The organism is Variovorax sp. P4_B11 (assembly GCF_056402355.1).
Genome location: NZ_JBFUHO010000017.1, coordinates 95,826 through 116,463, shown reverse-complemented (window position 1 = coordinate 116,463; position 20,638 = coordinate 95,826). Strand labels below are relative to the sequence as shown.

Annotated in this window: 20 protein-coding genes; 6 read left to right on the top strand and 14 right to left on the bottom strand. The window is 65.1% G+C overall.

Annotation, left to right across the window (positions count from 1 at the left end; translation table 11 throughout):
• The first annotated feature begins 315 nt into the window (after positions 1 to 315).
• Entirely contained in the window at positions 316 to 492 is a 177-nt protein-coding gene (locus tag AC1DYD_RS17325; RefSeq protein ID WP_478173980.1) for a hypothetical protein, read from the top strand.
• Between the two features lie 156 nt (positions 493 to 648).
• On the opposite strand, the gene AC1DYD_RS17320 is transcribed toward AC1DYD_RS17325, so the two are convergent.
• Positions 649 to 1,560: a LysR substrate-binding domain-containing protein gene (locus tag AC1DYD_RS17320; protein WP_478173979.1), complete on the bottom strand. Its 912-nt coding sequence runs from the start codon at positions 1,558 to 1,560 to the stop codon at positions 649 to 651.
• A gap of 150 nt (positions 1,561 to 1,710) precedes the next feature.
• Between AC1DYD_RS17320 and pobA the strand changes: the two genes are divergently transcribed.
• Positions 1,711 to 3,012, top strand: coding sequence for a 4-hydroxybenzoate 3-monooxygenase (gene pobA / locus AC1DYD_RS17315; protein ID WP_478173978.1), 1,302 nt, complete (start codon positions 1,711 to 1,713; stop codon positions 3,010 to 3,012).
• Positions 3,002 to 3,403 carry a protocatechuate 4,5-dioxygenase subunit alpha gene (gene ligA, locus AC1DYD_RS17310; RefSeq protein WP_478173977.1) on the top strand — a complete coding sequence of 134 codons (402 nt, stop codon included), beginning with the start codon at positions 3,002 to 3,004 and terminating at the stop codon, positions 3,401 to 3,403. The genes pobA and ligA overlap by 11 nt, the downstream gene beginning before the upstream one ends.
• 473 nt (positions 3,404 to 3,876) lie before the next feature.
• Here ligA and AC1DYD_RS17305 read toward each other — a convergent pair whose 3' ends face one another.
• The 12 genes from AC1DYD_RS17305 to AC1DYD_RS17250 all read right to left on the bottom strand — a co-directional run bounded on the left by AC1DYD_RS17305 (position 3,877) and on the right by AC1DYD_RS17250 (position 16,187).
• Positions 3,877 to 5,430 (bottom strand): linalool dehydratase/isomerase domain-containing protein, encoded by a 1,554-nt coding sequence (locus AC1DYD_RS17305; RefSeq protein WP_478173976.1) that lies wholly within the window; start codon positions 5,428 to 5,430, stop codon positions 3,877 to 3,879.
• Positions 5,431 to 6,489, bottom strand: coding sequence for an alpha/beta hydrolase (locus AC1DYD_RS17300; protein WP_478173975.1), 1,059 nt, complete (start codon positions 6,487 to 6,489; stop codon positions 5,431 to 5,433). It lies immediately after the preceding gene.
• Positions 6,490 to 6,508: 19 nt separating this feature from the next.
• A complete protein-coding gene (locus AC1DYD_RS17295) occupies positions 6,509 to 7,213 on the bottom strand; it encodes an ABC transporter ATP-binding protein (protein ID WP_478174000.1) in 705 nt (234 codons plus the stop codon).
• 5 nt (positions 7,214 to 7,218) lie between these two features.
• Entirely contained in the window at positions 7,219 to 7,980 is a 762-nt protein-coding gene (locus AC1DYD_RS17290) for an ABC transporter ATP-binding protein (RefSeq protein WP_478173974.1), read from the bottom strand.
• Positions 7,977 to 8,987, bottom strand: a complete 1,011-nt coding sequence (locus AC1DYD_RS17285; protein WP_478173973.1) for a branched-chain amino acid ABC transporter permease — start codon at positions 8,985 to 8,987, stop codon at positions 7,977 to 7,979. The genes AC1DYD_RS17290 and AC1DYD_RS17285 overlap by 4 nt, the downstream gene beginning before the upstream one ends.
• The gene (locus tag AC1DYD_RS17280; protein ID WP_478173972.1) at positions 8,984 to 9,859 is read right to left on the bottom strand and encodes a branched-chain amino acid ABC transporter permease; all 876 of its coding nucleotides are present in this window, start codon (positions 9,857 to 9,859) and stop codon (positions 8,984 to 8,986) included. Before AC1DYD_RS17280 ends, AC1DYD_RS17285 begins: the two co-directional genes overlap by 4 nt.
• Before the next feature lie 13 nt (positions 9,860 to 9,872).
• Positions 9,873 to 11,024, bottom strand: a complete 1,152-nt coding sequence (locus tag AC1DYD_RS17275) for an ABC transporter substrate-binding protein (protein WP_478173971.1) — start codon at positions 11,022 to 11,024, stop codon at positions 9,873 to 9,875.
• A gap of 32 nt (positions 11,025 to 11,056) precedes the next feature.
• Positions 11,057 to 12,004: a zinc-dependent alcohol dehydrogenase gene (locus AC1DYD_RS17270; RefSeq protein WP_478173970.1), complete on the bottom strand. Its 948-nt coding sequence runs from the start codon at positions 12,002 to 12,004 to the stop codon at positions 11,057 to 11,059.
• Positions 12,001 to 12,798 (bottom strand): SDR family NAD(P)-dependent oxidoreductase, encoded by a 798-nt coding sequence (locus AC1DYD_RS17265; RefSeq protein WP_478173969.1) that lies wholly within the window; start codon positions 12,796 to 12,798, stop codon positions 12,001 to 12,003. The genes AC1DYD_RS17270 and AC1DYD_RS17265 overlap by 4 nt, the downstream gene beginning before the upstream one ends.
• A gap of 1 nt (position 12,799) precedes the next feature.
• Complete coding sequence (locus AC1DYD_RS17260; RefSeq protein ID WP_478173968.1) at positions 12,800 to 14,527, bottom strand: thiamine pyrophosphate-binding protein; 1,728 nt, start codon at positions 14,525 to 14,527, stop codon at positions 12,800 to 12,802.
• 151 nt (positions 14,528 to 14,678) lie between these two features.
• Positions 14,679 to 15,380 carry a TetR/AcrR family transcriptional regulator gene (locus tag AC1DYD_RS17255; RefSeq protein WP_478173967.1) on the bottom strand — a complete coding sequence of 234 codons (702 nt, stop codon included), beginning with the start codon at positions 15,378 to 15,380 and terminating at the stop codon, positions 14,679 to 14,681.
• Between the two features lie 246 nt (positions 15,381 to 15,626).
• Positions 15,627 to 16,187: an SCO family protein gene (locus AC1DYD_RS17250; protein WP_478173966.1), complete on the bottom strand. Its 561-nt coding sequence runs from the start codon at positions 16,185 to 16,187 to the stop codon at positions 15,627 to 15,629.
• Positions 16,188 to 16,281: 94 nt separating this feature from the next.
• On the opposite strand from AC1DYD_RS17250, the gene AC1DYD_RS17245 reads away from it, so the two are divergent.
• Positions 16,282 to 16,962 (top strand): TetR/AcrR family transcriptional regulator, encoded by a 681-nt coding sequence (locus AC1DYD_RS17245; RefSeq protein WP_478173965.1) that lies wholly within the window; start codon positions 16,282 to 16,284, stop codon positions 16,960 to 16,962.
• Between the two features lie 37 nt (positions 16,963 to 16,999).
• Here AC1DYD_RS17245 and pdxR read toward each other — a convergent pair whose 3' ends face one another.
• Entirely contained in the window at positions 17,000 to 18,436 is a 1,437-nt protein-coding gene (gene pdxR, locus AC1DYD_RS17240) for a MocR-like pyridoxine biosynthesis transcription factor PdxR (RefSeq protein WP_478173964.1), read from the bottom strand.
• A 102-nt stretch (positions 18,437 to 18,538) separates the two neighbouring features.
• Here pdxR and AC1DYD_RS17235 point away from each other — a divergent pair, with 102 nt between their 5' ends.
• Both AC1DYD_RS17235 and AC1DYD_RS17230 read left to right on the top strand, forming a co-directional pair.
• On the top strand, positions 18,539 to 18,979 hold the full coding sequence (locus AC1DYD_RS17235; RefSeq protein ID WP_478173963.1) for a carboxymuconolactone decarboxylase family protein: 441 nt from the start codon (positions 18,539 to 18,541) through the stop codon (positions 18,977 to 18,979).
• 10 nt (positions 18,980 to 18,989) lie between these two features.
• The gene (locus AC1DYD_RS17230; RefSeq protein ID WP_478173962.1) at positions 18,990 to 20,573 is read left to right on the top strand and encodes an MFS transporter; all 1,584 of its coding nucleotides are present in this window, start codon (positions 18,990 to 18,992) and stop codon (positions 20,571 to 20,573) included.
• Positions 20,574 to 20,638: the final 65 nt, after the last annotated feature.

Sequence of the window (20,638 nt, the reverse complement as noted above, 5' to 3'; positions counted from 1 at the left end):
CTGGACCGCCCCTTGAGGGTGGTGTAGGTTTCCGGCCACTCGCCGTTTCTCAGCGATGCCCGAAATCCACCGGCGCTGGAGCCAAGTTCGCCGCGAAGAACCTTTTGTTCTGCTCTAAGTGCCGCCAGCAACACGTTGTGCTCATGCCTCCTTGCCGCGACAAGGAAGATCGCTTGCGAAACAAGGCCGCCGGCACGGAGCCGTCCGCCATCGGGTATCTGACCTCACCCTCGATGGTGGGCGTCACGCCAGCGCCCGGCCACCGGCGACATCACGAAGAGCGCAGAGCAGCTCGAAAGCGGCCAGGTGATCAGGATGCGCGAGCCGCTGATCACCAAGTACCGCGAAGCGATCAAGGACTGCGGGAACATCGACGAACTGGTGCCCGAGATGAACAAGGGCGGCCTGAGCGCGAGCGACATCCGCTACATCATCAAGTCATCGGGCGATACGCCAAAGCCTCACAAGCTGAAGGCGTTCGGCAAGGACTGAAGGCCTCGCTTCTCTGTTCGCGCGACCGTCGAGGCGCTGGCGCTGAGGAGCCGCCTGATGCTAGTACTAGCTGGCATTCAACTGCATCTGAGTTTCCCCGGCAAACGGTTTTGCTCGCTGCGCAGCGAACGCGGTACGCTGCCGAAGCAGCGTGAATCACTCGGGGTTCTGGCGCACCACGACGCGTGCGCACGAAGCGAACATGGCCGCGAATGCTGTGGCTGCCGGCGTCAACGGGCTGTCGACGCGATGGACAACGCAATTCTCGAACCGAGGTGCCTGCTCCTTGAGCATGATGGGCGCCACGTGCGCGCCGAGGAAGCCTTGCGCAACCAACACGGAGGGCACCATCGCAAGCCAATCGGAACCACCGATCAACGCCGCGACTTGCGTGAGCGATTCGCAGGTGGCCGCGATGCGCGGCACCTGCAGGCCTTGCTCGACGTGGAATCGCGTGACCGTTCCTCCCGGCTCGCCGGGAGCCCCCATCAAGATCCACTCCAAGTGTGCCAGCTCGCGCAGCGAAGTGGCGCGGGCGCAAGGATGCCCGGCGCGGCCGATGACCGTGAGATCGCTCCGGAAAAGCACTTTGCTCTTGAGGCCGGGGCCGACGCCCTCATGCGGTACTGCAGTGATCGCCAGCTCGATCTGCCCCTGTTGCAGCGAGGGTAGGAGTTGCTCGAAGAAGCCTTCGACAAGCTTCAGCCGCACGGAGGGGAATCGCGCATGGAAATCGGGTACCACCAGCCGCAGCAATGCCGCAGTTGGCGTCGGTCCCAGGCCGACTTTCAGAAGACCTTCGCGTTGACCTTGTGCATACAGAGCTTCATCGACGGCGCGATGGCTCTCGCTGTCGATCAACCGTGCGCGAGGCAGCAGGCGCTTGCCATCATCGGTGAGCCGCACGCCTTGCGCGGAACGCTGGAACAACGCCACGCCGAGCCCCACTTCCAAAGCCTGGACGCTGCCAGTGAGACCCGCCTGCGAAATGTCGAGCGCGCGCGCCGCCCGGCGAAAGCTGCCATGTTCCACGATCGCGAGAAAGGCGCGCAATTGCTGCAGAGTCATTGGGGGTCTCGTCAAGTTCTCGCGGCGATGCCGCAAGAACACAGGTGATCGCTGGAGGCTATCAGGATAGCCCCGCACTGACTTCTCGAACACATGCCGCATGTCCTAATCTCGCAGCCTCAAAGACTCAACACAAGGAATGGGCAATCCATGAAGACACAAGTGGCCATTATCGGCGGCGGCCCGGCGGGCATGTTGCTTTCCGAAATGCTGCACCAGGCGGGCGTCGCCAGCGTGGTGCTGGAGAAGCATACCGAAGCCTATGTGCTGTCGCGGATCCGTGCCGGGGTACTGGAGCAGGGAACTGTGGATCTGTTGCGCAGCATCGGCCTGGGCGAACGCATGGACCGCGAAGGCCATCCTCACGACGGCATGCAGATCGTGTGGGCGGGGCGGGAGAACTTCATGATCGACGTGCATAAGCATCTTGGCAAGCGGTTCATGGCTTACGGTCAGACGCAGATCCAGGAAGATCTCATCGCCGCTGCCGCAAAACGTGACGCGGCGGTGCTGAACGAGGTGCACGACGTGCGACTCGAAGACGTGAGCAGCGAGCACCCGCACGTGACTTTCCGCCACAACGGTGAGACTGTGCGGCTCGACTGCGAGTTCATCGCCGGTTGCGACGGCTTTCACGGCGTCGCGCGCAAGGCCATTCCCACCGCAATCCTGCGCGAGTTCGAGAAAATCTATCCGTTCGGCTGGCTCGGCGTGCTGTCCCGCACGCCGCCGCTAGCGGACATCGTCTACGCCAACAACCCCCGCGGCTTCGCGCTGGCATCGATGCGCAGTCCGACCCTCAGCCGTTACTACATTCAAGTCCCGCTCGACGCCCGCGTGGAAGATTGGTCCGACGACCGCTTCTGGTCGGAATTGAAGTCGCGCTATCCCACGGAGATGGCCGACGCCATCGTGACCGGACCCTCGATCGAGAAATCGATCGCGCCCTTGCGCAGCTATGTGGCGGAACCGATGCGCCACGGTCGCCTGTTCCTCGCGGGCGATGCCGCACACATTGTGCCTCCGACGGGTGCCAAGGGCTTGAACCTGGCCGTGTCGGACGTGTTCTATCTGGCCCGCGCAATCACCGCGTTCTATGGGCAGGGGACGACGCGCCTGATCGACAGCTACAGTGACGTGGCGCTGAGGCGTATCTGGAGCTCGGTGCGCACGTCGTGGTATCTGACCAACCTGCTGCATCGGTTTCCGGACATGAGCGAATTCGATCAGCGCGCGCAAGAGTACGAGCTTCACTATCTGCAGTCGTCGAGACACGCCCAAGCCGCACTGGCCGAGCAGTATGCGGGTCTGCCGTTCGAATCGGCTGATACTTCCGTGATGGCGAGCGACCGAGATTTCATGTCTGCGCCAAAACCCGATGCACTTTTACCGGGCTACCCTGAGGGCCCACACCGCAGCCCAACGATGAAGATGAACCGCAATGAACGCTGAACGAGACTACGACGACATACCCGGCACCTACATGTTCGACGGCGATCACTGTCACATGGGCTATCACCTGAACATGTTCTGCAAGTCGCTGGACCTGGTACAGAACCGCGACGCCTTCCGTGCGGACCAGCCGGGCTATCTGGCCCGCTTCCCCGCTACGGCCGAACAGACGCGAGCAATCCTCGAGCGCGACTGGCTCGGCATGCTTCGCCTGGGGGGCAACATCTACTACACGTTCAAGCTCGCGATCCTCGACGGACTCACGATGCAGCACGCCGGGGCGGCGATGTCCGGCGCCGGCATGACGGTCGAGGATTTCCGAGCCATGATGGTTTCGGGCGGCCGCTCCATCACCAACAATCGCAGCAAGAGGGAGCATAGTCATGGCTGAACGATCATTCCCAGCCGCCGGGCTCGTCGGCGTCCAGCCATGCCTTGGTTGCGTCCTCCACAGCACTATGGACGCCCGCCGTCCCGGTGGACTCGGCCCAACCGCTCTTGACCGTCGGTTCGACAGTCGATCCTCGAACTCTGGCCGCGCTCCGGCCGCTGGACATCCCTACTCCTGCCGCCGGAGGCACTTTCATGGGCTGCTGCCGATTCCGTGGACACCGACCTAAGCTTTTTGAGCTTTCTCGAGAAGTGGGGCATCCCCTCCCCAGTGCGAGGCCTCTTTGAAGTGGCCTTTGCCAACCTTGCGTTCAATCCATCGTCGAAGGTCAACACGCGCAACAGTGACCGAGGTCCGCTGCTGCATATTTCCGGCACCGCCGATCACACGGCTCGCGACGTCACCACTCTCATTCGCTACGACTTCGTCGCGAAGCACATCCGATGCGACACACTGAGTGCTGCCGGACAAGCTCAATCGGCAAACTGCATGATGAAGCTTGTGGTGCCCGATTGTGCGCTCAGAATCTCGATCCCTTCGTCCATAAGTCGTACAACGACGCCTCCGCCGCCAGAAGATTCGACACGATCTGCGTTGCCTCTGGCAATCACGTCGCCGCCGCAGCTCAACACCCACGGACCTTGCGCTGACAATCTCCCGATGACGACTCCGGAGCCCAAACAGCTTGTCGGACATGGCCGGAGCGCGAACCGCAGCTGCCGCGAGCCTGCGTCGAAGCGAGCCTCCAGCACATCGACGCCTTCGTCCACGCGGACCAGCGCGGGGTTCGTCCGATGGGTCGGCTCCCATGGCTCGTTGTAGAGGCGCCAGAGCCCGTCGGGAACGTTAAGGCTTGCATAGGCCAGCAGCACGTTGCCGGCCATCGGCTCGACCAAGGTACGGTTGCCCTCCTCGTCTTCCGGTGAGTCGTTTCGCGGAAAGTAGAGCCCGCCATCGCGCCACGTCGGCGCCATGTGGCGATCGGCGTGCAGCAGCAGGCCCGCAAGCGTCTCGGCGTCGCCCATTTCCGATGCCCAGGTCGCCGCCCAGCCGAAGTCCGAATCGTCGTTGACGATCTTCTGGCCCATCACCTCAGGCCTCGGCGCGGACTTCACGGAGAGCGCGCCATCGCGGCCCGGCAGAAGCCAATCGTGGATCTGGGACGGATAGTGCTCGTGCACGAAGTCACGGTTCCACATGTTCATCAAGGTGCCGCACCACGCGTCCACCCACACCGCCTTTCCGACGTTCGGCCGCACCGTCTTCGTATCCTGCGACAGCATGATGTGGTAATGGCCGTTCTCCCCAACGCGGCCAAACTGCTGCCAGGCCTGCTGGTAGGCCGTCGTCACTTCGCTTGCTACGGAACCGCCCTTGAGCAGATCGTGCATGCGGAAGCCGAGGATCGCCGGCTGATTGCAGATCTGGAACACGCAATTTGGTTCACAGGCCACGCCCAGGTATCCGCTCTCCACCATCTGCCAGTAGATGTGTTCGTTGAGGCTGTTCTGGTCGTATTCGAAGCGGCGCTCCTTGCCGCCCCAGAAATAGGACCAGTACTTGAAAGTCAGCGCGCCCGGAGCAGCATAGCGGTCGTCACCGAACAGGTAGCTATAGAGCAACGCCATCGACTGTACATAGGCGCTGTACATGATGTTGTCGCGGCCGACCGGGTTCCAGTCCTCACTGTAGTTGTCTGACAGGTGCGCGTTGAAAACACTGCCGCCCCGGCCCACGCGTGCCCAGTACATCCAGACTTCGGGCAGCAGCATCTTCTCCATCAACCGCTCGAAGACCGGTTTGAACGCGCCTGGCGCCGCCGGAAGCCGATGCTTATGGGCCAGCGCCAACGCATAGGCCATGTAGGCCAACTGGAATCGATAGCCGCCGAAGTCGTCTTGCCCGGCACCTCGACCCTGCATTGACGACCAGTCGTTGACGGGCTGACGGGACAGGTTGGCGAAATGTCTCAGGTGGCCGGCTTGGCGGTCGGTGATCGTTTCGGAAATTGCGGGAAAGTTGTTCATCTAAGCACTCCGTAGATCAAGACGAAGCGGCTCGCCCGGCCAGGCCGCTGCGACACGCCGCGCGAGCCAGCCCGCAAGGCAGGCATTGACCTGCTCGGACTTCTCTTGCTGCATCCAGTGGCCGCTGTCGACAATGCGTTCTGAGAGGTCGTCGCACGCACTACGCATCGGGTCGGCAAGCTTTGATGACAGCGTCTCGCAGATCCAGTCGTAGCGCGCGTGCAGGAACAGCGCAGGCATGGCCAAACGCCCGCTCGACGGCGCCTGCGCCGCGAACGCCATGTTGTGCTGCGCATTCATGTACCAAGCGTCAGGCCCGAAGAAGCCGTTCGCGGCGAGCGCGCTCGCGTACTGGCTCAGTGCTTGCTCCGTCAAGACCGCCGCATCGCGGAGCACATCCGGCGCCGCAGGCGCGCCGCCGAACCAACCGCCCTCGCGCCGGAAGGTTGCCGTGCGATAGGGCTTTCCGTGGCCGGCCGGATTGCCGGAGCGCATGAGCGCCTTGATGGTACGCATGGTGTCGGCTTCCAGTGCGTGCCGGGCGTCATCGAAATGCGCCTGGTAGTAGAGCTGGTAGTCCCACTGACCGGCCGGGTAGGTCTCCTCGGGGTAGATCCTGCGGTCAACCAGCGGGACCAAGATATCAGGCGCGAACCCTTGCGGCAGGTAGGGCACGCAGAGATTGGCGACGCCCAGGCACTTGTCCGCGTGGTGGCTCGCCATGCTCCACACCACCGGCGCGCCCCAATCGTGCCCGACCCAGACCGCGGCATCTCCGCCCAAGTGGGCCAAAAGTTCGACCATGTCCTGCACCAGTGCCTCCATGGCGTAGTCGGCATGGCGCGGATAGACGCTCGACCGGCCGTAGCCGCGCATGTCGGGAGCCACCACGCGAAAGCCCAGCGCCGCGAAGCATTCGAGCTGGTTGCGCCAGCTGATCGCCAGTTCCGGCCAGCCGTGGATGAAGACGATCAATGGCCCGTCTACGGGGCCGGCCGCGAGGTAGTGAGTCGTGTGTCGCTCCGATTTGCACACTTGCTCGGTGATTGCGTTGGTCATGAGGGTGTCGTCCTTCGCATCACATGCCGAGATAGGCCGCCTGAACGGCCGGGTTTGCGAGCAGCTCGCTGCCGCCGCCCCCAAGCGTAATGCGGCCGGTCTCGATCACATAGCCCCGATCGGCGATCGAGAGCGCGGCCTGCGCATTCTGCTCGACGAGGAGGATGGTGCTGCCCTCCTCCCGCAGCCGGCGGACCACGCCGAAGATCTCCAGGGCGATCAGCGGCGCAAGGCCCATCGAGGGCTCGTCCAGAAGCAGGAGCCTCGGCCGCCCCATCAGCGCCCGGGCCATAGCGAGCATCTGCTGTTGGCCCCCGGACAGCGTGCCGGCAGCGAGGTGTCGGAACTCGCCGAGAATTGGAAACAATGCGTACATCGCCACCAGGTCGCCGCGGATCGCCGCAGTGTCGTCGCGCACGAAGGCGCCAAGCCGGAGGTTGTCTTCCACGCTCATCGGCCCAAAGACCTGCCGACCTTCCGGCACCTGGCAGATGCCTTGCCGCACCCGGCCGGCGGGCTGATTGCGCACGATCTCACGGCCGTCGAAGCGTATGGTGCCGCCCGTCACGGGCTGGACACCGGAGATGCTACGCAGCAAGGTCGTCTTGCCCGCGCCGTTGGCACCCACGAGCGCGACGAGCTCGCCTTCTCGAACCTCGAGGTCGATGCCGTGCAGGGCCTGTATGCGCCCGTAGTGGCTGGTGAGGCCATGAATTTCAAGCAGGCTCTTCATGCGGCGGTCCCCAGGTAGGCCGAGATCACGTCGGGATGGCGTCGCACCTCCTCGGTGGTGCCCAGCGCCAGCCGCTTGCCGTAGTGGAGCACCAGGATGCGATCGGATACGCCCATGATCAGCTTCATGTCGTGCTCGACCAGCACGACCGTCGTGCCGCCTTCGGCGATGCGTCGGATGAGCTGCTCGATTTCGGCGGTCTCGGTGTGATTGAGCCCGGCGGCCGGCTCGTCCATGAGCAGTAACCGGGGCGATGCGGCGAGCGCGCGCGCGATCTCCAGTCGCTTGAGCGCGCCGTAGGGCAACTGGCTGGCCTGCGAGCGCGCGTATTGCGCGACGCCGACGAACGTCATTAGCTCCAGCGCTCGTTCGCGGCAGGCGACGTCGGCGCGGCGCAGCGACGGCGGCCGCAGCATTCCACCCAGCAGGCTCGACGCCAGCGACAGGTGAGCTCCGATCATCACGTTGTCGACAGCGCTCATGTTCATGCAGACCTGCAGGTTCTGGAAGGTCCGGCTGAGCCCCAGCGCCGCAAGACGTTCCGGTGCGGCCCCCCCCACACTCTGGCCGAACAGCTCGACGTTGCCTCTGTCCGGCGTGTAGATTCCGGTCACGAGGTTGATCAAGGTCGTCTTGCCGGCCCCGTTCGGCCCGATGATGGCGTGCACAGTACCTTGATGGACATCGAAACTCAGGTCCTGGATCGCCTTTACGCCGCCAAAAGACTTCGACAGGCCATGGACGGTCAACGCATTCATGCCCGCCTCCCCGCAGCGCCGTGGGATTTCCCCGCGCCCCCAGGCTCCGTCTGCTTCCTCGTCTCCGCGCTACGACGCCGGCCGGCGAGGGCCGCTTGCAGCGAAGGCACGATTCCAGCGCGCATGAAGATCATGGCCGCGGTAAGGATTAGCCCCAGCAGCAGTGTCTCCCACGACTCGAAGGCATGCAGGAACTGGGGCAGCAGGGTGATGACTCCCGCGCCGACGATCGAACCGAATACCGAGGCCGTACCGCCAAGCACGACCATCATCACGAACTCGACCGAACGCGTCAGCCCGGCAGCTGCGGGTGTGAGGAACCCGACGTAGTGGGCCATGAGGCTGCCCATCACGCTCGCGACCATGGCAGATAGCACGAATACGCGCGTCTTGAAACGCGCCGCGTCGATGCCCACGATTCGAGCAGCGACCTCCGAGCCGCGAATGGCTTGCAGTGCGCGGCCCGCCGGCGACTCGACGAGATTGGAGGCCGCCCAGGTTGCGAGGAAAAGCACCACCGCCGTCAGGGCATACCACCCAGGCTCGCCCGAGAGCGTGAAGCCGAAAGCGGCCAACGGCGGCACCGCCATGCCGTCGGAGCCGCCCGTCCAGCGCGACTCGTTGTTGAAGACGATGGTGGCGATGAGCCCCAGCGAGAGGGTCGCCATCGCCAGATGGTGGCCCACCAGCCGCAGGATCGGCCGTGCGATTGCGAAGGCCAGCACGCCGGTGGCAGCGCCCCCCGCCGCGAGCGCCGCCAGCGGCGGCCAGCCGAAGTGCGTGGTCAGAATGGCCGAGGCGTAGGCACCGAAGCCGAAGAAGGCCGCATGGCCCAGGCTGATCTGCCCGGCATAGCCGAACAGCAGGTTCAGCCCGATTACGACGACCGCATTGATCGCGATTCGGATAGCGATGTCGTAGGCGAAGCTGTCCGGACCGAGCCAGGGGAACGCCAACAGCGCGATGACGAGGACGCCAAGACCGGCGTGGCGTGACTGCAGCTTCATACGCGCTCCGTGACTTTGGCGCCGAACAGCCCGCGCGGCATGAACATGAGCACCAACAGAATGAGAATGAAGGCGACCGCGTCCTTGTACGCGGCTGAGACATAGCCGGCCGCCAATGCCTCCATCACGCCGAGCGCGAGCCCGCCCGCGATGGCACCCGGGCCGCTGCCGATGCCTCCAAGCGCCGCGGCGGCGAATCCCTTGAGGCCCAGCACCACGCCCGCGTCGAAGCTCGTGAAGGTGATTGGCGCCGTGATGACGCCGCCGATCGCGCCAAGCGCGCCTGACAGCGCGAACGACACCATCAGCACACGGTCCGTACTGATTCCCACGAGTTCGGCCGCCAGGCGGTTGTGCGAGGTCGCGAGCATGGCCTTACCTGAAACGGTCCGGCCGAAGTACCAGGCGAGCGCGACGACAACCAGCAAGGTCACACCGAGCACCCACAGGCTCTGCGGAGCCAGCGTCGCACCGGCCACACGGATGGGCGCGTCGCCGGAAAACGCGGTCAGCGTGTGGTTGCCCTTGCCGAACGCGAGCTGCACGGCGCCACGAATCACAAGCGCGACGCCCAGCGTGACGATCAGGAGCGTGACCAGAGGCGCCCCGCGCGCGGGGCGGATGGCGAAGCGCTCCATGCACACGCCCGCGAGCACCGAGACCGCAATCGCGAGCGAGATCGCCAGCGGCAGACCGCTGCCGGCTTCCACCAGCGCGGACGCGGTCATCGCGCCCAGCATGATGAACTCGCCCTGGGCGAAGTTCACGATATGGCTGGCGTTGTAGATCAGCGCGTAGCCCAGCGCCGCAAGCGCGTAGATCGCACCGACCGTCAGGCCCGAGAAGAGGAACTGCAAGAGTTCGGAGAACATGATGGGCCGCGGCCTACTTCACCAGTTCGAAGCGACCGTTGCGCACCTCGATGATGCGCAGCGAATCGGTTTTGAGCCCGTTGTGGTCGGCGGCCGACATTGTGAAGATGCCGTTTAGCCCGACCAGGCCCTTGGTGCTTTCGATCGCGTCGCGCACCTTCGCGCGGTCGGTGCTGCCCGCGCGCTGAATGGCGTCGACCGCGATGGCCAGCGCGTCCGCCACGTTGCCGCCAAACGGCGAGGCGTCGGTCTTGTAGGCCTCCTTGTAGGTGCGGTAGTAGTCGAGCGACGGCTTCTTCTGCGGGTCGCTATCGGGCAGCGCATCAGGCACCACGAAGCCGGTGGTCGGCATGCGCACGCCCTCGGCCGCCAGCCCGCCGAGCTTGATGAACTCCTGGTTCACGGCGGCATGCGGCATGTAGACCGGCAGCTTCATGCCCATCTGCGCGTAGTTCTTGACCGCCATCGCCGGGCCGGTGCCGGCGCCGCAGAAGATCAGCATCGCCTGTGTGTCCTGCAAATTGCGCAGCCGCGTGAACTGCGGCGTGACGTCGGTGTCCTTGGGCCCGTAGCTTTCCTCGCCGACCACCGTGATGCCGAACTTGCTGGCCGCGGCGTTGACTTCCTTCTTGCCCGACTGGCCGAAGCCGCTGGTCTCCGACAGCAGTGCGATGCGCGTGATGCCGCGCTCCTTCATGTCCTGCAGGATGCGCTCGGCCACCATGCGGTCGGAGTGCGGGGTTTTGAAGACCCACTTCTTCACTGGGTCCACCAGCATCAGGCTGCCGCCCGTGGAGATGAAGGGAACGCCTGCGCGCTCCGAATACGGAACCATCGCTAGCGCCGGCGGCGAAACGGTGCCGCCCAGCAGGATGTCGACCTTGTCGGACTCGACCAGCCGCTTCGCGAAAGTGTTGGCGTTGTTCGGGTCCGACTGGTCGTCGTACACCGTGAGCGCGATCTTCCGGCCCAGCACCCCGCCCTTGTCGTTGAGGCGCTTGACGTGCAGCTCCAATGTCTTTTGCTGCGGGTCACCGATGAAGCCGACCGGGCCGGTGACTGACAGCACCGCGCCGATCCGGATGGGTTCGTCCTGGGCCGATGCGCCAAGGGCTGCGAAGCAGGCGGCGGCGAGAGCCGCGCTGCGGAGTAGACGACTGATCATGGTTCTCGTCTCCTAGTTCTGGTGGTTCGGGCTCATGCGCCCATACGCATCTGCAACTTGATGTGGCCCGGGGCCGATCGGCCTTCGAGCAGCGCGGTGAACAAGCCCTCGGCCTCGTCGAAGGGCACGGTGTGGACCCAGCCCGTGTCCAGGTCCGGCAGCATGGCCGCGGCTTCGCGGAACTCGGCCGGCGTGTATCCGAAGGAGCCCTTCAGCGTGCGTTCGCCGCCGATCAACGGACCGGCCGGCATCGCGAAGTCGGCGCTGTGCAGACCGACCAGCACGGCGGTTCCGCCAGCGCGGATCTTCATCGCCGCGTCCTTGCGCGTGCCGACGGATCCGACGGTGTCGAAGACCACGTCGTACACGCCATCGATTCCCGTCGCGGTGAGGTCGGCTCCGCCTTCCTTGGCGAAGGCGAGGCGTTCGGGCGAAAGATCGGTCACCGTGATGTCGCGCACGCCGAAGCGCTTGAGCACGAAGAGCATCGACAAGCCGATCGAGCCCGCGCCCAACACCGCCACCGGCCCTAGCGCGGGCGGTGCGAGCCGAAACGCGTGCAGCGCCGTCGCGATCGGGTCGGCCATCGCCGCCTGTGCGCCGGTGGTGTTGCCGGCCGGCACCAGGTTGCCCTCGGGCACCGCGACCGTCTCGGCAAAGCCGCCGCTGCGGTGCACGCCGATCACCTGGCGGCGCTCGCACAGGTGCGCCCGCCCTTCGCCGCAGGCGCGGCAATGGCCACAGGCCAGCAGCGGGTTGACGATCACGCGCTCGCCGGTATCGAGTCGCCGGCCGACGAACTCGTGGCCCAGCGTCATCGGCGCATTCGCCTTGGGCCGCTCGTCGCGAACGATGCACATGTCGGTGCCGCAGATGCCAGCCTGCAGCACCGTGACCATGACCTCGCCGGCGCAAGGGCGTGGCGATGCCACGTCAAGCTGGCGCACCTTTGCGTCCCCCAGATAGACCAGTGCCTTCATGCTGTCGCCCTCGGACGGCGCGACGCCAGGCTCGGGTACCGCATCATCGATGCGCCTCCGTCCACGTAAAGCGTCTGCCCGGTCACGTAGGCGGCGTCGTCGCTTGCGAGGAAGGCGACGGCGGCAGCAATGTCATCCGGCCGTGCGGGCCGGTGGAGCGGAATGTTGTCGAGGAACTCACCGCGCGCCGAGGGATTGGCCAGAAGGCGCGCCACCATCGGCGTGTCGGTCAGGCCCGGTCCAACTGCGGCGACGCGAATGCCGTGCGCCGCCAGTTCCAGCGCCGAGACGCGGCTCAGCATGTCGACGCCGGCCTTGGCGGCGCAGTAGGCCGCAAGGCCCTCGCCGGGCTGCTGCGCATTGGTCGATGCGATGTTGACGATCACGGCGGGCCCGCCCTGCGCGATCATCTGGCGCGCCTGGGCTTGCGACGACACGAAGACGCCGGTCAGGCAGACGTCCATCACTCGCTGCCAGCTTTCCATCGTGGTGTCCACCAGCAAGGCGCTAGCGCCGACACCGGCCGCGTTCACGGCAATATCGAGACGGCCGAAGCGCGCGACGACCTCCGCAACGGCGCGGTGCATGTCATCGACACTGGCCACGTCGGCCACGACGCCCAATGCGTCGCCACCGATGGCGCCGGCCGTCGCGCGCGCCGCTGATTCGTCGCGGTCCAACGCGACGATGCGGGCGCCTTCGTCGGCAAGGCGACGGCAGATTGCCTGTCCGATACCGGAGCCGGCGCCGGTGACGAGCGCGACGCGCCCTTCAAGTCTGTTGGAGAGGCTCATCTCACGCCTCCAGGTCGTCTGCGTACGGAACGAAGTTCCTGTCCGCCGCCTGCTCTGCCATGCGGCCGACGAAGCGCTGGGTGATGGGATGCATCACGCTCGGATCGGTCATGACGTTCACGCAGGCGGGCTTGTTGGAAGCAAGCGCGCGTTCGAGTGCCGCATCGAGATCGGCCACGTCCTCGACGAACTCGGCATGACAGCCGAAGCCGGCCGCCGCCTGATCGTAGCGGGTGTGCCCGAGCTCGCTCACCATGCGCTTGCCCTCACCGTACATCAGGTCCTGGCCGTGGGCGGACATGCCCCACATCTGGTCGTTGTTGATCACCACGACCACAGGCAAACGGTGCCGCACGAAGGTGTCGAACTCGGCGAAGTTGAAACCCACCGACCCGTCGCCGGTAAAGCAGACCACGCGCCGGCCTGGGTTTGCCACCTGGGCTCCGACTGCCAACGGCAGGCCCTCGCCCATCGAACCGACATAACCGTGACCGAGCCATCGGCCCGGCGCGTCGCTATGTGCGGTCATGTCGATCCAGGAATGCGATTCTCCGCCGTCCAGGCACACGACAGCGTCGCGCGGCAGCGCCTGTGCCACCGCTAGAGCCAGGCGGTAGGGATGCACTGGGCCGCTCTCGGTCTTCGCCGCCGCGGCGTAGTTCTGCTTCGACGCCGCGCCCACGCCGCACAGGCGCTCGGCCCAGGCCCGGGTGTCGGGAAGCGGCCGGTCTTCGGTGGCTTCCAGCAGCGCGCGCAGCGTTTCTCCGCAATCCGCGGACACGGCGAGATCGACCTCGCGGATGCGGCCGATGTCGCCCGGCTCGATGTCGACTTGCACGATGCGGGCTTCGGGCGGCAGGAAAGACTTGCGGCGCCCGCCAGTGTAAATGCCGAAGCGCGCGCCAAGAACCAGCAACACATCAGGCACTAGGCCCTGCCCACGCGCCGGTGCGAGCGTGGCATAGCCGCGGCCCCAGAGCGGATGGTCGGTCGGCAGGACGCCGCGCGACTTGCCGTTGGTCAGCACCGGGATGCCCGAACGCTCGGCGAATGCGCGCAGTTCCTTCGCGCAACCCGAATAGAGAGTGCCACCACCCGCCAGGATGACGGGGCGCTGCGCGCTGCGCAGCAGCTCGACCATGCGAGCTACGGTCTGCGCATTGGGCGCCGGGCGGGTCGGCACTGCTTCGCCGTCGAGATGGCGCACCTCGGTCTCTTCGAGCAGGCCAAACATGATGTCGATGGGCACCTCGACATACACCGGGCCGGGCTTGCCGCTGCTCGCCTTGCGGATCGCCTGCCCCAGCAAGTCGGCGAGGCGGTTGATGTGCGGCACCTGGATCGCCCACTTCGCTACCGCGCGCATCACGGCCATCTGGTCCACGCCGCCGTTCACCGGCAGCGAGTCCACGTCCTGTAGCGCCGGAGCGCCGCCGATGACCAGCATCGGCACGCAATCGGCGAGCGCGTTGGCCACCGGCGACACCACGTTGGTGATGCCGCCGCCTGCCGTGATCATCGCAACGCCGATCCGCCCGCTGCTGCGCGCATAGGCCGAAGCAGCGAAGCCCGCCGCCTGCTCGTGCCGCGTGTCGACCACGCGCATGCCCGCATCGCGCGCGGCCTGGTAGGCCGCGTCGAGGTGGCCACCGTGAAGCGTGAATGCAGTGTCGACGCCGAAGCGCCGAAGCACATCGATCAGGATCTGACCGCCGTTGAGTTTCGCCAAGTGAGTTCTCCAGAACACTGCCGCGTGCGTGTGCGGCGCCGAGAAAAGACAGACCGTTGAAGCAGCCTGCTGCGTTCGTTGGACTTTAATTAAACGCGTTCAATAAAAGACTAGTGTTTACCCTTGAGGCAACGAAACCGTCTGCAACGCGTCAATCAGCGGCGCCGCGGGCATGCCCCTGACGAGCCCACTTCTCCACCAGCGCGTCGATCACGCAGCCGACCATGCTTTGGGTGGAAGACCAGCTCATGCTGGGCGTGACGCGCGGAAACGCGATCACGCCGTGCACCGCAGCGATGAGCGTGTCCACCGCAAGGCACGTCGCGATCGGCCGTGCCGGCAGTGATGCCAGGAACTCGTCGACGACGCGCGTGTAGAGGGCCAGAGAGCGCAGGACGCTTGCGGAACGTCCGAAGGGCGTCCCCTCGACGGTGTGAATCGCCGCCCTGCTCGGCGGGCCGGAGAACAGGACGTCGAAATGGTCGGGATGCTCGAGCCAGTACCGCGCGGCGGCCAGGTAGACATCGCGTACGCACCGCGTCGGGTCAGTGGTATGCCGCGCCGCTTCCTCCATCGCATCCGTTGCCGCGTTCATGTCGAGTTCGCGGATCGCAACGATCAGGGCTCGCTGGTCATGGAAGTACTGGTAGATCGAAGCCGGCGAATAGCCTGATTCGGCGGCGATCTTACGCATCGACATCGCGCCGCCACCTTTGCCGGCGAGGATGCGCCGGCCAGCGTCGATGAATGCCTGCTGGAGCCGGGCCCGATCCTCTTCGGTATAGGCCCTGCGCCCGGTCATGGCCCCGGCAGCAGAAGGCCGGATGCGTTCACTGCCTCCGGTGATGAGCAAATGTCGCGCGCGCCTTTCGGATGGTCCAGGTGCATGGCGCCCCCTACGAGCAATGAGAGGACCACAAGCGGGCCGAGTGCGCAAAAGATCAAGCGAGCACGGCCTTGTCGTTCAACGCCGCTGCCGGCGCAACACAGACGTCCTAGCAACGACCGTTCCGACTTCCAACTGTTGCGCAAACGGAGCCACCACACCAGAGCCGGACTCGCAAGCAGCGTGAGCAAGGCGCAGCACAGCATGATGCCCCTACCCCAAGCGCTGTCGGATCCTGTCTCCTACAGCTTCGGCGTCGAGAACCTCTGAAAAGTGCGCTTCGTACCGCCCGCCCGGCCCCATGAGGTAGGTGAAAGCGGTGTGCGGTACGACGTAGCCGCCGGGCGCAACTCTGTCTTCGACCGGCGAGGCGAAGATCCGGTATGCCCTCTTAGCGGCCTCGACCTGCTCCGCGGAACCGGTCAGGCCGACAAATCCTCCGGGGTATTGCGAGAGAAAGAGTCGCATTGCAGCCGGACCGTCTCGCGCGGGATCGACGGTCACGTAGAGCGGCTGCACGCGAGATGCCAGCGGGCCCAGCAGCTCGAGGGCACGACCGAGCTTGCCGAGTTCGCGCGGGCAGACCACCGCGCAGTGCGTGAAGCCGAAGAAGACAAGTAAATGCCGATCGCCATAGCTGCGTTCATTGACCGGCTGGCCAAAGTGATCGATCAGGTCGAACGCGCCGCTGATCGGTGTGGTCCGCCCAGGTTCCGCTGGCGTGGCCCCGCCGCTGCAGCACGAACGCACTGGAGCAGGAGTAGTTTGGGTCATTTTCGTATTTTAACTGAACGCGTTCATTTAAAATGGGGGTTTTCCCGGCGCACGCCTATACTTTTCTATCCGTCTTCGACGCTCGCCCCACTAGATGCTGCTCCGCACCATGCCCTTTCGACACCCCAAAACCGAAGTTCTGAGTCGCGCGCGCACCCCTGAGGACAAGGCTAGGGTCAGAGAGGCATTCATCGCCGCGGGCCGAAGACTCTTCGCACAAGAAGATCCATCGCGCATTTCGGTAAGGCGCATTGCGGCGGAGGCCGGATACGCGCCGGGAGCGGTCTATCAATATTTCGCCCACCAGCAGGACCTGTTCTTTCAAATCCGCGCGCACGACATGCACGCCGCCACGGAGGAGCTTCGGCAACTGATCGCTCGCACGCGTGATCCTGCAAAGCGTGTCCAGAAACTATTCATCGGGACGGCCGACTACTGGCTGAGCCACATGGAAGAGTTCTTGATCATCTTCCCGGCGCCTAGCGCTCGTGCGTCAGCACCGGTGGCTGAAGGTGTTCCATTCGGCAAGTCTGAAGTGGTTCGTGACAGCCTTGACCTCTACTACGAGACCGTCGACGAATTCTTCAAGACGCTACCTCATCCCCCGATGCCGGCTCGACTTGCTGCAGATATGTTGATCGCAGCCGTGCACGGCACCATCGTCTTTCCTTGCATGACCAGGACCATGGACTGGTCGGATACTCGGACAATGGTGACGAAGCTGGTAACGACGATGGTTCATCAGTGGGCCACAACGAAGCCCACCACCTCCTAGATCTCCGCCACTAGAAAGCATATGCCCGCGCGAACACTCAATTCATTTGCATGAGCACGTCCCTCACGCGATCGAGCGCCGGGTCGATGTCTGCCTCGTCAATGGCACCGTAGCCAAGCATCAGCCCGGCGCGCGGCGCCGAGAAATGAAAGAACGGCGCTAGCGGATAGAGTCCCACGTCGACGCGCCGCGCCAGTGCCATCAGCCTGTCCACGTCGAACTCGCGCCGGCACATCGCCGCTAGGTGGATGCCGGCCGTGGCGGGAACCAGTTCGAACCAAGGCGCCAGGTCATCCGCGAACCGTCGCAATATTCGCTCGCGCCGCGCCGCGTAGGCGGCGTGGCAGCGCCTGATGTGCCGGTGCAAGTCGCCGTCAGTGATGAATTTCGCTAGAGCCCACTGGGCAGGCGTGGAGGTGTGCCAGTCGGCCAGGTGCTTTGCCGTGCCAACCGCTTCCAATACGGCCGGCGGTGCGACAAGGTAGCCCAGCCGCAGTTCCGGCGACAGCGTTTTTGAGAAAGTCCCGACGAAGGCCACGCTGCCGTGTGCGTCCATGCGCTGCAGCGAGTCAGTGGGGCGGCCCTCGTAGCGGAACTCGCTGTCATAGTCGTCCTCGATTACGACCGCGCCCAATGCCGCCGCACGCGCCAGCAGGGCCTTGCGGCGGCGCTCGCTCATCGGCATTCCCAGCGGGAACTGGTGCGCAGGCGTCACGTAGATCAGCCGCGTGCCGTTGGGAATGCACTCGACCACCATGCCCTCGCTGTCGACCGGAACGCCGACGACGTTCGCGCCTTGCGCGCTAAAGAGTAGCCGCGCCGGCGGGTAGCCGGGCTCTTCCATCGCAACCGTGCTGCCGGGCTCGACCAGCACTCGCGCGACCAGGTCGAGCGCCTGCTGCGCGCCATTGGTTACCAGGACGTCCGACGCCGCGCAGCGCACACCCCTCGAAAAGCTCGCATGCCGCGCGATGCCGTCGCGCAATTCGTGCAGCCCTTCGGCGTCACCATATAGCCCGCGCGAGCGAGCGCCCTGGCGCAGCGCATGTAGCACGCAGCGGCGCCAGTCCGCATGGGGAAATAGATTGCGCGCTGGCGCGCCGCCGATGAACTCGTAGCGGGAGCTGCCGGCCGGCGCCGGGTGCCGCAATGGAGTGCTCATCCCCCGCCAGTGCTCGGCCATGGCCGCCCCGGCCAACGGACGGCACGGCGATAACGCTGACGGCTTGCGCGCCACCCCTTCGGCGACGAACGTGCCGCTACCGACGCGTCCTGTCAGCAACTTGTCGAAGGTCAGTCGGGCGTAGGCCTCCGAGACCGTCTTGCGCGACAGCCCCAACTGCTCCGCCAACAGGCGCGAGGGCGGCAACTTTTCGCCCGCAGCGAGGCGGCCGACGCGGATGGCTTCCTTCAATTGCCGGTACAGCTGCCCTGTCAGGTCCTTGCCACCCTCGATGACGACGTGCAACTCCATCGGATTGGTCTCCTGTGAATGCTCCGGATTGGCTGCCTCCGTCGGCGCGCTCCCCTCCTAGCATGGAGCCACATTGAACCACTTCCAACAAAGGATACCGCCATGCAAACCCGCCTCGATTTCTACAAGGCCTCTCCCGATGCCCTCAAAGCGTTGATCGCGTTCGAAGTCGCCATCGGCAAGCTCGGCCTGGAGCCCACGCTCATCGACTTGGTGAAGCTCCGCGCCTCGCAGATCAACGGGTGTGCCTATTGCGTCGACTTGCACACCGCCGACTTGCGCAAGGCTGGCGAGACAGACCGCCGTCTGGCCACGCTCAGCGTGTGGCACGAAACGCCATTCTTCACCGAGCGCGAACGCGCCGCTCTGGCTTGGACCGAGGCTGTGACGCAGGTGTCGCTCATGCACGTGCCGGACGCCGCCTACGAGGCGTTGGTTGCGCAGTTCAGCGAAGCCGAACAGGTCAACCTGACCATGGCAATCAACGCCATCAACAGCTGGAACCGGCTGTCGATCGGCTTTCGCAAGACACTGACTGCGTGAGGTTCCGGAATTGACCGCCGAGGATCCTGCAACCGCTGGCTCACGGCTTGGCCTGTACGCTCTCATAGCCGCCCTGCCCTTCACCGACTTCCTGCAGACCGGGCTGGTCGCCTTCGGCGCCGCACCGGCCATGGGCGACCTCGGCGCCAGCCCGGAGGAATACAGCCTCGTCGCTACTGCGTATGCCGTAGTGGCCATCGGCATCATCGCCAGCCACCGCTGGTTGCTCGAGCGGCTGGGTTGGCGCACTCTGATGACAGCCTCGGCCGCGGCGCTCGCCTCAGGCGCGCTGGTTTGCGCTTTCAGCGGGACCCTGCTGGTATTCGCACTCGGCCGCATCACGATGGCCCTCGGGTGCGCATCGTTCATGACGGCCGGGCGCGTGCTGGTGAACCAAATTCCACCGTCGCCGCACCGCTTCACCGGCATCAGGTTTTTCGCGGCCGGGCTCGCATGGGGGCTGGTCGCCGGGCCGCTACTGGGCGCCCAAGCGCTGTCGCTTTACGGTTGGCGAGCTTCGTTCGTTGCGCTGCTCGTGCCCGCAGCCCTCCTTGCCGTGCTGGCGGTCTTCGTGCTCGACGACAGGTTGGTCACCATTCCGGCGGCGAATTCGCAATCGGCGCCCGTTACCCTGCTCGCGCTGATCGCGCTGATCACTGGCAGCTTCGTGTTGCTGCATGCGCTGCAGCGGTCGACCTTTGACCATTTTGACCATCCCGCCTTCTTGTGGGTCGGCGTTGGTCTCTCCCTACTCGCGCTCGCAGCCTTCGTTCTGCTGCACAACCTTGGCACGGCGCACCCGCTAATCCGTTTCCGCGCGCTCGCCCACACACGCTACCTCGCGGGGCTGGCCATGTTCACTGTGGCCTACATCGTGCTCGGCGCCAACAATGCGATGCTGCCGGTACTGTTGCAACGCGCGCTCGGCGTGCCGCTCGAAATCGTGGGCCGATTCCTGGCGTTGGGGGCGCTCGGCAGCGTGCTGACGTGGATCGTGCTGTCGCGCCTGCTGCCGCGGCACCCCGGGCCCACGCGCTACTACATCGCCGGCTTCGGTGCGCTTTTGCTGTGCGGCGCTCAACTGGCAACTCTGAGCGAATCGGCAAACCCGTGGTCGGGCGCGGTGCCCGCGCTGTTCTGCAACAGCGCCTTCGTTATCCTGGTGCTCGCCACAACAGCAATGCAGACCTTCCAGAGAGTTCAGCACAACGACGCCACCTTCTCGCACGCCAACCAGGTAAAGAACATGCTGGCCCAATTCGGCGTAGCTGCCGGCATGACGTTGGCCACGCTTTGCCTGCAATGGCGTGGAAGCTTGCACTACACGCGCATCCGTGAAACCCTGTCGGCGTCGAACATCACCGCGCAGCAGACGCTCGACCGGCTGACGCAGTACTACGCCAGCGCCCAAGATCCGATACTTGCGCCGCGACTGGCCATGGCTCACCTTGGTGAAATGGTCGCGCAGGAAGCCTCGTTCGGTGCATCGCTCGACTACTTCGTCGTTGTCGCTATCTTCGCCAGCGCATGCCTCTCCGCGTTGCTGGGATACGAGGCGTGGCAATTGCTCCACCGCCAGCGACCACCGCAGTGAGTCGATCTTCGCGGGAATCGCTGGCGCGGACGCCCGACCCGCGGACAAGTTCAGTTTTCAGGGAG

Excerpts from the sequence above, each read along its gene's own strand:
- AC1DYD_RS17325 (WP_478173980.1), top strand. The coding sequence starts at position 316 with ATGCGCGAGCCGCTGATCACCAAGTACCGCGAAGCGATCAAGGACTGC.
- AC1DYD_RS17320 (WP_478173979.1), bottom strand. The coding sequence starts at position 1,560 with ATGACTCTGCAGCAATTGCGCGCCTTTCTCGCGATCGTGGAACATGGC.
- pobA (WP_478173978.1), top strand. The coding sequence starts at position 1,711 with ATGAAGACACAAGTGGCCATTATCGGCGGCGGCCCGGCGGGCATGTTG.
- ligA (WP_478173977.1), top strand. The coding sequence starts at position 3,002 with ATGAACGCTGAACGAGACTACGACGACATACCCGGCACCTACATGTTC.
- AC1DYD_RS17305 (WP_478173976.1), bottom strand. The coding sequence starts at position 5,430 with ATGAACAACTTTCCCGCAATTTCCGAAACGATCACCGACCGCCAAGCC.
- AC1DYD_RS17300 (WP_478173975.1), bottom strand. The coding sequence starts at position 6,489 with ATGACCAACGCAATCACCGAGCAAGTGTGCAAATCGGAGCGACACACG.
- AC1DYD_RS17290 (WP_478173974.1), bottom strand. The coding sequence starts at position 7,980 with ATGAATGCGTTGACCGTCCATGGCCTGTCGAAGTCTTTTGGCGGCGTA.
- AC1DYD_RS17285 (WP_478173973.1), bottom strand. The coding sequence starts at position 8,987 with ATGAAGCTGCAGTCACGCCACGCCGGTCTTGGCGTCCTCGTCATCGCG.
- AC1DYD_RS17280 (WP_478173972.1), bottom strand. The coding sequence starts at position 9,859 with ATGTTCTCCGAACTCTTGCAGTTCCTCTTCTCGGGCCTGACGGTCGGT.
- AC1DYD_RS17275 (WP_478173971.1), bottom strand. The coding sequence starts at position 11,024 with ATGATCAGTCGTCTACTCCGCAGCGCGGCTCTCGCCGCCGCCTGCTTC.
- AC1DYD_RS17270 (WP_478173970.1), bottom strand. The coding sequence starts at position 12,004 with ATGAAGGCACTGGTCTATCTGGGGGACGCAAAGGTGCGCCAGCTTGAC.
- AC1DYD_RS17265 (WP_478173969.1), bottom strand. The coding sequence starts at position 12,798 with ATGAGCCTCTCCAACAGACTTGAAGGGCGCGTCGCGCTCGTCACCGGC.
- AC1DYD_RS17250 (WP_478173966.1), bottom strand. The coding sequence starts at position 16,187 with ATGACCCAAACTACTCCTGCTCCAGTGCGTTCGTGCTGCAGCGGCGGG.
- AC1DYD_RS17245 (WP_478173965.1), top strand. The coding sequence starts at position 16,282 with ATGCTGCTCCGCACCATGCCCTTTCGACACCCCAAAACCGAAGTTCTG.
- pdxR (WP_478173964.1), bottom strand. The coding sequence starts at position 18,436 with ATGGAGTTGCACGTCGTCATCGAGGGTGGCAAGGACCTGACAGGGCAG.
- AC1DYD_RS17235 (WP_478173963.1), top strand. The coding sequence starts at position 18,539 with ATGCAAACCCGCCTCGATTTCTACAAGGCCTCTCCCGATGCCCTCAAA.